The organism is Microcystis sp. M079S1 (genome assembly GCF_020246425.1).
In the GTDB taxonomy this organism is placed as follows: Bacteria; Cyanobacteriota; Cyanobacteriia; order Cyanobacteriales; family Microcystaceae; genus Microcystis; species Microcystis aeruginosa.
This window is the reverse complement of sequence record NZ_JADBSZ010000307.1, coordinates 1-10,352: the sequence shown is the minus strand read 5'-3', so window position 1 is coordinate 10,352 and position 10,352 is coordinate 1. Positions and strand designations below refer to the sequence as shown.

Annotated in this window: 10 protein-coding genes; 6 read left to right on the top strand and 4 right to left on the bottom strand. The window is 43.7% G+C overall.

Annotation, left to right across the window (positions count from 1 at the left end; all coding sequences use genetic code 11):
- Window positions 1–385: 385 nt before the first annotated feature.
- Genes cobA through cbiT form a run of 3 tightly spaced genes read right to left on the bottom strand, consistent with a single transcriptional unit; the run spans window position 386 to window position 3,508 of the window.
- Window positions 386–1,903, bottom strand: coding sequence for a uroporphyrinogen-III C-methyltransferase (gene cobA, locus IM456_RS19790; RefSeq protein ID WP_287692402.1), 1,518 nt, complete (start codon window positions 1,901–1,903; stop codon window positions 386–388).
- Window positions 1,904–1,957: 54 nt separating this feature from the next.
- Window positions 1,958–2,875, bottom strand: a complete 918-nt coding sequence (locus IM456_RS19785; RefSeq protein ID WP_149988635.1) for a phosphatidate cytidylyltransferase — start codon at window positions 2,873–2,875, stop codon at window positions 1,958–1,960.
- 42 nt (window positions 2,876–2,917) lie between these two features.
- On the bottom strand, window positions 2,918–3,508 hold the full coding sequence (cbiT, locus tag IM456_RS19780; protein WP_149988633.1) for a precorrin-6Y C5,15-methyltransferase subunit CbiT: 591 nt from the start codon (window positions 3,506–3,508) through the stop codon (window positions 2,918–2,920).
- An 826-nt stretch (window positions 3,509–4,334) separates the two neighbouring features.
- Between cbiT and IM456_RS19775 the strand changes: the two genes are divergently transcribed.
- From IM456_RS19775 to IM456_RS19750, 6 genes are read left to right on the top strand one after another with little or no spacing between them, the layout of a single operon-like run.
- Entirely contained in the window at window positions 4,335–4,571 is a 237-nt protein-coding gene (locus IM456_RS19775) for a YciI family protein (protein WP_149988023.1), read from the top strand.
- Between the two features lie 21 nt (window positions 4,572–4,592).
- Entirely contained in the window at window positions 4,593–6,140 is a 1,548-nt protein-coding gene (locus tag IM456_RS19770) for a bifunctional pantoate--beta-alanine ligase/(d)CMP kinase (protein ID WP_149988024.1), read from the top strand.
- Window positions 6,125–6,625 (top strand): type II toxin-antitoxin system VapC family toxin, encoded by a 501-nt coding sequence (locus IM456_RS19765; protein ID WP_149988025.1) that lies wholly within the window; start codon window positions 6,125–6,127, stop codon window positions 6,623–6,625. Before IM456_RS19770 ends, IM456_RS19765 begins: the two co-directional genes overlap by 16 nt.
- Before the next feature lie 10 nt (window positions 6,626–6,635).
- Window positions 6,636–8,459, top strand: coding sequence for a phosphodiester glycosidase family protein (locus IM456_RS19760; protein WP_287692399.1), 1,824 nt, complete (start codon window positions 6,636–6,638; stop codon window positions 8,457–8,459).
- Window positions 8,460–8,473: 14 nt separating this feature from the next.
- Window positions 8,474–8,797, top strand: coding sequence for a phasin family protein (locus tag IM456_RS19755; RefSeq protein WP_002737682.1), 324 nt, complete (start codon window positions 8,474–8,476; stop codon window positions 8,795–8,797).
- A gap of 6 nt (window positions 8,798–8,803) precedes the next feature.
- Window positions 8,804–9,322, top strand: coding sequence for an FKBP-type peptidyl-prolyl cis-trans isomerase (locus IM456_RS19750; protein ID WP_002803929.1), 519 nt, complete (start codon window positions 8,804–8,806; stop codon window positions 9,320–9,322).
- An 83-nt stretch (window positions 9,323–9,405) separates the two neighbouring features.
- Here the strand turns inward: IM456_RS19750 and psb28 are convergent, their stop codons facing one another.
- Window positions 9,406–9,744: a photosystem II reaction center protein Psb28 gene (gene psb28 / locus IM456_RS19745; RefSeq protein WP_149988028.1), complete on the bottom strand. Its 339-nt coding sequence runs from the start codon at window positions 9,742–9,744 to the stop codon at window positions 9,406–9,408.
- Between the last annotated feature and the right edge of the window lie 608 nt (window positions 9,745–10,352).

Below are 10,352 nucleotides of genomic sequence, written 5' to 3'. Positions count from 1 at the left end.
TAATAAATTTGGCAGAGGATTAAAGATTAGTTATTGTGACTAACTCTTTTGGTTAGAACAAGATAAACTTGAGAATCTTCGGTCAAATTTATTGACTCAAAATCAGCTATACTTAATTTAAATGAAACAGCCCTACCCTTGATAAGGGGCTTTGATCCCCCCAACCCCCCTTGATAAGGGGCTTTGATCCCCCCAACCCCCCTTGATAAGGGGGGCTTTGATCCCCCCAACCCCCCTTGATAAGGGGGGCTTTGATCCCCCCAACCCCCCTTGATAAGGGGCTTTGATCCCCCCAACCCCCCTTGATAAGGGGGGCTTTGATCCTTCTTGATAAGGGGATTTGATCCTCCCAATCCGGGCCGCCGCAAATACGGCGCTGAGGATGTCAGGTCTTACTCCACTCGATTAAAGCGCTAGTCAACCCTTCTAGGGTATATTCTCGCGCCTCGATATCAACACGACCAAATAACTCTTGACAGGTTTTTGAAGTTTGCGGACCGATAGAAGCCAGACAAACTTTTTCTAAGAGGGAATTAACCGATAATTCTGCCGTTTCTTGTCGCAATAACTGATAAAAATTCTGGACGGTTTTGGAACTAGCAAAGGTGACTATATCGACTTTCCCATCTCGAAAGGCTTCCCAGATGCCACTATCCATGCGTGCGGGACATCCGGAATAATATGCGGCCACTTCCGTCACCTGACCAGCTTTGGCCGTTAACTCCTTAACTAATATCTCTCTGCCTCCCGTTTCCACGCGAGGAAAGAGGAATTTTTGCCCCTTAATCGGGTCGGGAAACTCGTTTACCAAGGCATCGGCGACAAAATCCCCCGGGATAAAATCCGCTTTTAATCCTCGTGAGTGCAAAACTTGGCTGGTTTTTTTGCCCACCACGGCGATTTTTACGGTCGCTAAAGCCCTAGCATCTTTTCCCCAAAATGTCAAGCGCTCGAAAAAAAAATTAACAGCATTGGCAGAAGTTAAAATCAGCCAATCAAACTCTTTTAACTGAGCGATGGCATCGTCTAAACCTTGCCAACGGTCGGGGGGACGAATCTCTAAAGCGGGCATTTCTAGGACTTCTGCGCCTTGATTTTGCAAAATTTCGCTAAATTGACTCGTTTGCTCGGCGGCACGGGTAATAACAATAGTTTTACCGCCTAGGGGTGGGGGAGAGGACATAATCGCCAGATCCACAACTTGACCAATGACCATAATAGAGGGTGAGAGGGACACCCCGGCGGTTTGAGCGAGAATATTTTCTAAAGTGCCGCGCCAAATTTGTTGATCCTTGCGTCCCGCCTGACGGATAATAGCGATCGAGTCGTGAATATTCCGCCCATTTTGGTATAATTTCTCGATAATTTGCCCTAAAGACTGACCGGCCATCAATAGCACAAGTGTATCAATTTTAGCTAAGGCTGACCAATCGAGAGACTCGGGATCGTGAGCGCTCAAGACCGCAAAACAGCGACTAATATCCTTTTCGGTCAGGGGAATTCCGGCCAATAAAGGAGCGGCTAAAGCGGAGGAAATACCGGTTATCAGTTCAAAATCACAGCCAGCCTGCTTTAGGGCCAACATTTCAGGATATACTCGCCCAAAAACCCCCGGATCACCACTTTTAAGCCGAATAACTCGTTTTCCCTCTTGACAATAATTAACCAGTATCCGATTAATCTGATTCTGCTCGGCCCCGGGTTGTCCTCCCCGTTTGCCTACATCGACTAAAACACAGGTTTTCGGCACTAGGGAGAAGATTTGACTATCCACTAGGGCATCGTACAGCAAAACCTCGGCCGTGGCTAAAATTGCTCGCGCTTGCAGGGTGAGAAAACTGCTCTGACCGATTCCCGCACCGAGAAGATAAACTTTACCCCGGGGATAGACGACTCCTGACATAATCGCAAATTTGGGTTTAATCTTTAATTTAGCACTTGGAGAAGATACAAATTACTAACGCAACAAGGGCAGCAGTAAAGTGACGAAATAATATACTAGGGGAGCGGTGAAGACATAACTATCGGTGCGATCGAGTATACCACCGTGACCGGGGATTAACTGCCCGGAATCCTTGACCCCGGCATCGCGTTTCATCATCGATTCGGTCAAATCGCCCAATAAACTGACAATACCAATTAATAAGCCCAAAATTAGGCCCGTCAGCTGCCAATAGGGCCAATCTAAATACCAAGCACCCAAATCGGCCACCGCTATACTGCCTAAAATGCCAAAAAAGGAACCTTCCACGGTTTTTTTGGGACTAATCAGCGATAAACTGGTTTTCCCTAACCATTTTCCCATGATATAAGCTCCAATATCGGCAGCCCAAATGCAACCGAAAGCTAGAAAAGTCACCGTCAAAGCGGCCGGGAATAATTTCGGTTCCATCCACGATTCCGGCCAATATCCCATCAGGGGTAAGTTACTGGCAATGGCCACGGGACCACTTTCGGGAGAAAAACCGACCCGTAAACGAATCCAATAACTGGGTAAGTAACCACCATAAAACAGACCGAGAATTGAGGTGGAAATGTCGGCAATTGTCGCCATTTTTGGCTGAAAGAGCAGATAAAAACAAATTAACGCTCCGGCCAGGGGAAACATGGCATCGGTGAGGGGGGCTGCCATAGTTGCCGTCAGCAGTAATAATTGTGAAACTACGAGAGTGGTTTTAGCGGCCGGTTCAATGCCTTTGGCGCGAACTAAGCGAAAATACTCTAATTGTCCCAAAAAGACGATAACACCGATGCCGAGGGTGAAATACCAACCCCCAACGATAATAATTCCCAGTGCGAAGGCAATAGCAAAAATAGCGCTGACAATGCGTGGCCAAGGCATGGTTAATCCAGAGAAGTTAGGCGGCATTGTCATAATTATATAGATTAAGAAAACTTTATGGAAGGTTATCCACAATTAAAGTTTATCGCCGCTCAGGATAAACATGGGATCAACGGCGGCAAAAACTTGGTGAATACCCCTAGTTTCTAGGCGATTTACTGCCGCTTGGACAATCTCGATATTACGCGCCTGTAAATTAGAAAAGCCTTCGGAAAATTGATAGAGGGTTTCTAAATTATTGGCCGTAGCCACGATGCGGCCGTTGGGTTTCAGGTATTGCCACACTTCTTGCAGGACCGATTTAATCGGTTTGCCGCCCTCGATACAGACGCGATCGGGTGCTAGGGATATATTGGCTAGACAATCGGGAGCGCTGCCTTCAAAAACCGTAACATTTTTTACCCCAAAGCGATCGCAATTACGGCGGATTAAACTGGCCACTTCTTCATCCCTTTCAATGGCAATAATCGGACTATTGGGACATAATAAGCCAATTTCAACGGGAATAGTGCCGGTTCCTGCGCCAATATCCCAGAAAACCCCCCCATCACCTAACCGCAAAGCGGAAATCATCAATAATCTCACCTCGCGTTTACTCAAGGGAATCCCGGGCAAACGTTCAAACAATTCATCGGGAATACCGGGGGTTTTATATAACCAAGTCATGGGGAATCAATTATTGAGAAGCTTCACTACCAAGCATTATTATACAAATTTGTCAAGTTTTCTTTATCAAGTAAACAGGTACTTTTCTCGGGATAAAACCCTGATTATAAATACAGCCTTTCTCATAAAGATGAAGTATAAACTAATTTGGTATTGACCACCGACTCCCCAAAACGAAAACTGCTTACCTCACGATTAAGATAGCTGCTTTCTGCCAGATTTCTAATCTCTGCAAAACAATACTCTATTTTCTAAATTACTCTGGACTGCCAAGGAAAAAAATAAAAGTTGATTCTTTCAGGTTCGACAACTAAAGGTCTTTTTAAAATTCTCATGTGCATTAAGCCAATGTATTCGTAGCCACCACCGTAAATCAATTTGGTTATTTAGCATTTTCTCACTCTTTAGCGATCAATGTTAAGAAAAACAGATTGATTAGTTATCAGAAATGTTGAATCCGTACATAAAACTTTACATACAAGCTGACGAGAACAGACGTTCGCTGAGAGAGATTAAATTTCCCTGTTGCGATAAAATTAAGTTAACATAGCGCAAACAATTTGCTGGTCAAAGTAATTACGGTTGAATCGATAGCATACAGAGGATGCTCTCTCTTTCCTTTTCTTTTTTTCAGTTCTTGATTTAAGCTTAAATAAATCTGATTAAACCCTTGATAATCAAAGTTTTACTCGTTCAAGGCCGCATTTGAAGTCTTTTCTGAACGAAACCCCCTACTATCTGTTGTCAAGGTTCAGTTTTTAGCTTGGTTATCGCTTTTTCCATTGTAGCTTAAAGCCGTCCTAAAAGGACGGGGTTTTCAACCCCAATTTTCGATCAAGCCAATTTTGATCGCTATGTTGATAACCATCAACCCTATGTGCAGCGGTTAACCGAGACAGGACAGGAGACAAAAACGAGTTATTGGGTAGAAAGAGGCGATGGGATGTTATTATTTAAAGCCGATTCCCCGGAAGCAGCCGAATCGATCATCGGGCAGCATCCCTTGATTGAAAATGGCTGTGTGGAGTATGAACTGCACGAATGGCGAATAGTAGTGGAATAGGCTGTTAAAGGAGTGAACCCTGTGCAAATATTCACGACAATCCCCGGTTTACGCACTTTTTTGGCTGATTATCGCCCCGATCGCAGTATTGCCCTCGTGCCAACCATGGGTGCCCTCCATAAAGGTCATGCTAGTCTAATTCGGCGCGCTGTGGCGGAAGCGGAGGTGACTGTGGTTAGTATTTTTGTTAATCCTCTACAATTTGGCCCCACAGAGGATTTTTCTCGCTATCCCCGCAGCCTTGACAGCGATCGCCAATTGTGTGAATACTTGGGAGTTGATGCTATTTTTGCCCCGAGTGCGGAAACTTTAGGAATTGGTAATTCTGACGACATAACCGCAGTTGTTCCCCCGATTTCTCTTACTAGCGGTTTATGCGGTGCTTTTCGTCCGGGACATTTTCAGGGAGTAGCCACAATTGTCACCAGGTTGTTTAATATTATCGCACCGACGATCGCCTATTTTGGCGAAAAGGATGCCCAACAGTTAGCGATTATCCGGCAATTAGTCAGGGATTTAAATTTAGCGATCGAGATTCGCGCTTGTGCTACAGTGCGAGAAACATCGGGATTAGCAGTTAGTTCTCGCAATCAGTATCTATCGGCCGCAGAAAGGGAAAAAGCGACAATTATCGCCCAAAGTTTGCAATTAGCCCTCGAAAGTTTTCGTTTAGGGGAAAGACAAAGGGAAAAACTACTGGCTATTGTCCAAAAAAATCTGGACAGAGTACCAGAATTTCGCTGTCAGTATCTGGATTTAGTCCATCCCCAGAGTTTACAACCGATCGAGCAGATCGAGACAGGGGGACTGTTAGCGATCGCCGGATCGATCGGTCAAACCCGTTTAATTGATAATATTATCTTGCGTCAACGTCGGGCAGTTATCGCTATTGATGGGCCGGCTGGAGCGGGAAAATCGACGGTAACGCGCTTAGTAGCGGAAAAATTGGGACTAACCTATCTCGATACCGGTGCGATGTATCGTGCGGTGACATGGTTAGTGGTGAATTCCGGTCTGGATTTGTCCGCAGAAGCGGCCATCGCCGAGTTATTATCTTTAGCGAAGATAGCAATAATTCCGGCCGATAGCCCCGAAAATGTGACTATAGTGAAGATTAACGGGCAAGATGTGACTTTAGAGATTCGCTCTCCCGCAATTACCGCGCAAGTGTCCAGAATTGCCGCTCAAAAAGCGGTGCGACAGCAGTTAGTCACCCTGCAAAGACAGATGGGAATGTCGGGGGGAATAGTCGTCGAAGGTCGGGATATTGGTACTAATGTTTTTCCAGAAGCGGAATTAAAGATTTTCTTGACAGCGACACCCGAAGAAAGAGCCAGAAGGAGATTAAAAGACTTAGAAGCGCAGGGAAATGGTGGGATTAGTCTCGCAAAATTAACCCAAGAGATTGAAAAAAGGGATTATTTGGATAGTAATCGCTCCCTAGCACCCCTGCGAAAAGCCGCAGACGCGATCGAAGTTAATACCGATCATCTCAGTATTACAGAAGTCACGGAAAAAATCATTGCTCTTTATCGTCAAGGAGAAGAAAATCAATGGAGAAGCCTCTAGTTTTTTTAGATACTGATGTTTTGATTTCTTATCTACGAGGAGATCTAGCCAGTGTACATTTATTTGATCGAGAAATACTTGATCGCGTTTGTCTTGCTATTAATGCGATTGTTTTACAAGAGTTATTATTTTTAGCAGAAGTTCGTAATCATCCCGAAATAGCGGCTCGGATTCAAGAAAAGGTGACTATCTTGGATTTTGATTTAGTTAAACTTGATAAATATTGGCAAAATGCTAGAGATATTCGTAATATTTTGGTCCAGTCGAATGATGTTTTAATTTTAAGTATTGCCGCTAATTGTGATTATTTAGTTACCTACGATCAACAACTTAAAAAAGCCTCTAGTTATCTATCTAACTCTAAACCTATCGTAGTAACAACTGAAGAATTATTAGAGGTTATCGATCAAAAAAATATAGTTCCTTCTAGCCTCTCTTGCCAAGGATATAAATCCTCAAATTTCCCCTTAAACAAGGTGATTTAGGGAGATATTTATGAAGTTAAATTATCTGAATTTATCATCTATCTGTTTAACGGTAACTTCCTTGATAATTATTGGCAGTCCAGCTATATCTTTAGCCGATCATAGATCACCAATAACTTTAGCTTCTAGGGATTTATCAAACCAGCAACAGGGACGAACAATTATTCTTAATGGTCGTTCTTTGTCCGTACCTTGGCGACAGTGGACAGCAGCAAATAGTACCAGAATTGCCATGAGTGACACGGGAGCAAGACAATTATTCGGCATGGATTTTCTTAGCACAAATGATCCAAAAAAGCAACCGATAAACTGGTTTAATTTACAAACTTTATCAGCTAATTTGATCAATTCCGATCGCTGGCTAGACGTTACGGATATTTTACTAACAATGGGGGCAACAACCACTATTAATGGCGATAGTTTAACTATTAACTTTCCTGCTCCCCAGATTCAAGATATTCAGCTAGAAAATTATGGAGCAGTACAAAGGATTATTATTCAACTCGATCGCCCGACCTTTTGGCAAGTTAGTCAGGCAAAAAATCAAGCAGTGATTACCCTAGAAGGAAATGCCCAGCAATCCCTTATCTCTAGGTTTCAACCCCAAACTATCAGCAACAGTAATCAAAATAACGATGAAGATGATCTAGGTAACTCCAATAATAACTTACCCACTCAGATCACTTCCTTAGAAAATAATGGAGTGAGCAGTCGTTTAAAAATTAACCTTCCCACTGCCTACGGATTACAGATTAGCAGTGTGGATAATCCTCCCCGAATTATCATTGATTCTCGTCCCGATGCTATGGATGAAAAGCGCATTGTTTGGCAACCAGGGTTAATCTGGAATCAAAAATATATCCAGTTAGACAAAGATTGGTTTCCCGTGACTTGGTTAGAAATCGATCCTAGAAATCCTCAGATAACTATTAAACCAATTACCGCTAATTCCACCTCAATGCGCGGCACTAATCCCCTGATCACGATTAATAGCGAAAGTAACGCGGTAGCGATGATTAATGGCGGCTTTTTTAATCGTAATAATCAGTTACCTTTGGGAGCAATTCGTGTGGATGGCAAATGGTTATCCGGACCAATTTTAAACCGAGGAGCGATCGCATGGGATAATCGTGGTAAAATCAGGATCGATCGCCTGAGTTTAGAGGAAACTCTCATTACTGCCACCGGACAACGTTTTCCCCTAACCCATTTAAATAGTGCTTTCCTGACAGCCGGCTGCAGTCGTTATACTCGCGATTGGGGAAGTAATTATCATCCTCTCACCGAGCGCGAAACCGGGTTAGTCGTCCAAGGCGATCGCTTGACGGAGAAATTAAATAATCTTTCCCCACAGGATAGTATAGAAGTACCAGAAAATGGCTATTTAGTCATCTGCCGAAAGACAGATATTAATTTAAATATTGGTGAAAGAGTCAACCTCGATAGCGTCACCCTACCGGGAGATTTTGCTAATTATCCCCAGATTTTAGGTGCAGGTCCCCTATTATTGCAGAATGGACGCATAGTTTTAGATGGAAATGCTGAAAAATTTAGTCCGGCATTCCAAAATCAACAAGCTTCCCGCAGTGCGATCGCAGTTAGTCAAGAAGGAAAAATTTTGCTAGTTGCTATCCACAATCGCGTCGGGGGAAGGGGGGCAACTTTAGGCGAATTAGCTCGAATTTTGCTGTTAATGGCGGCAAAGGACGGTTTAAACCTAGATGGGGGTAGTTCCACGGGGATAGCCTTGGCGGGTTATCTGCTCGATCGCTCTGCCGTTACCGCCGCAAAAGTCCATAATGGAATAGGGATATTTTTATCCCCGTCTCCTTGAAAAGTGTGAAAACAATGGATAATAGCGACTGGATTAAACAATTGCTGCTGATGGGTATTGGCACTACTTCCATGGTGGCAGAAAAGATCAAAGAAGTGAGCGATGAATTAGTAAAAGACGGTAAAATCAATTCCGATCAGGCTAAAAACTTTGTCGATGATCTGATGACACAGATGAAGTCCGAACAGGGAAACTTCGAGAATAACTTAGAACGCTATATTCGCCAGATCTTGCGGGATTTAGGGGTTCCCCGACAATCGGAAATGGACGAACTGCGGGGAAGGATTGATAGATTAGAACGGCAGGTGAGAGACTTAGAGAATAAACTCTGGCGTTAGGGAACTATGAAATCAATGCGCGAAATCTTGCTCAGTTTTGCTATTATTGCGGTTTGTGGCTTATTTTTAATCGTTGCTTCCCTCTTTGGTGGAGGGGAAAAAACCAATGCGATCGCCGCAGAAATAGATCCACCCGCTATCACTCAAACTATTAATAAGGAAATCATCTCCATGGATTTAGATCAAGCAGTTACCACCGATTCGGGACTAAAATACATCGATATCGTGGAAGGAACTGGAGAAAGTCCCCAAAAAGGTCAAAAAGTGACTGTTCACTACACGGGAACCCTCACAGACGGCAAAAAATTCGATAGTTCCAAGGATCGCAATCAACCTTTTACCTTTACCATTGGAGTGGGTCAAGTGATCAAAGGATGGGATGAAGGAGTCGCATCGATGAAAGTCGGTGGACAGCGTACCTTAATTATCCCCCCAGAATTGGGTTATGGTGCGCGGGGTGCCGGTGGGGTAATTCCTCCCAACGCGACTTTACTTTTCGATGTGGAATTGTTGGGAGTTAAATAGGTTTTTCCTCTGATTTTTCACCTCTACCCGCATCGATCCCGAATGCGGGTTTTTTGACAAATTGCCGAAAGCTAAGGGCCAAATCAGGAAGATTTAGTAAATTCTAGACCGTTTTCGCTACCGTAACGTTCCATAAAACGCATAAAACGATCCCACTCTGCGGGAGAATTGAAAATAACCGTAGCTTCGATCGCCGTAGGTTTACCGTTGATGAATTTGCCTTTTACTTCCCTGGTGACGATTTCCCCTTCCTCATCGACGAGATACATCCCCGTGATTTCCTCGGTTTGTTGATCTCCGAGGATAGTCGGTTGCTCAAAATAAAATTTTGCCGATCCTTTCTCCCCCGTTTTAGTGCGACTTAAGCGGATATCGGGAACAACAGGTTCTTTTAACCCCCTGGAAAACTGAATTTCTGCCATTACTTTTCTTTATCCTTGTCATGAAATACACATTTCTAGATCATCTCACACCAAGTCGCAAGTAAAAAGCAGATGGGACAGCATAAGCTCAAAATATCAATACCAATATCATTTTTCCTTATTCGTAGCAGGCCTATCCATTAGTCATACTAAATCCTATTTAAAAGGTATAGGAGAGTGGAGAGTGGGGAGTGGGGAGCAGGGAGCGGGGAGCAGGGGAAAACAATCCATAACTTGGGAGTTAATCACACTATTAAAAACGGATTCGGTGTCACATCTTTCTTAACACAAAATTTGACAAAAAGACAAAAGTATGCCAAGTGGCTCAAGTTGCTTCTCTGGAAGTAACTAATTTGATGGAATAGTTCCGGCGTTCTAGTCGGTCGTTAATTTCCATGCCCTCTATAATACAGCCCCTGTCAGGGTTCTGTCCCTTCTCAATTAAAACTTTTTATTGCCCTGACTAATTAGGGTCTGCTGAAAAAGTTTTTCCTAGAAGCAGGGTGTAGGGTGTAGGGTGTGGGGTGTGGGGTTTTACCGATTTTGAGGGGGTCAATTACCTAATTTTCAGGGAAAAAGTACCTGAATTTCCCCCTGATCACTCCCAT

Coding starts and splice junctions, on each gene's coding strand:
- cobA (WP_287692402.1), bottom strand. CDS start 1,903: ATGTCAGGAGTCGTCTATCCCCGGGGTAAAGTTTATCTTCTCGGTGCG.
- IM456_RS19785 (WP_149988635.1), bottom strand. CDS start 2,875: ATGACAATGCCGCCTAACTTCTCTGGATTAACCATGCCTTGGCCACGC.
- cbiT (WP_149988633.1), bottom strand. CDS start 3,508: ATGACTTGGTTATATAAAACCCCCGGTATTCCCGATGAATTGTTTGAA.
- IM456_RS19765 (WP_149988025.1), top strand. CDS start 6,125: ATGGAGAAGCCTCTAGTTTTTTTAGATACTGATGTTTTGATTTCTTAT.
- IM456_RS19760 (WP_287692399.1), top strand. CDS start 6,636: ATGAAGTTAAATTATCTGAATTTATCATCTATCTGTTTAACGGTAACT.
- IM456_RS19755 (WP_002737682.1), top strand. CDS start 8,474: ATGGATAATAGCGACTGGATTAAACAATTGCTGCTGATGGGTATTGGC.
- IM456_RS19750 (WP_002803929.1), top strand. CDS start 8,804: ATGAAATCAATGCGCGAAATCTTGCTCAGTTTTGCTATTATTGCGGTT.
- psb28 (WP_149988028.1), bottom strand. CDS start 9,744: ATGGCAGAAATTCAGTTTTCCAGGGGGTTAAAAGAACCTGTTGTTCCC.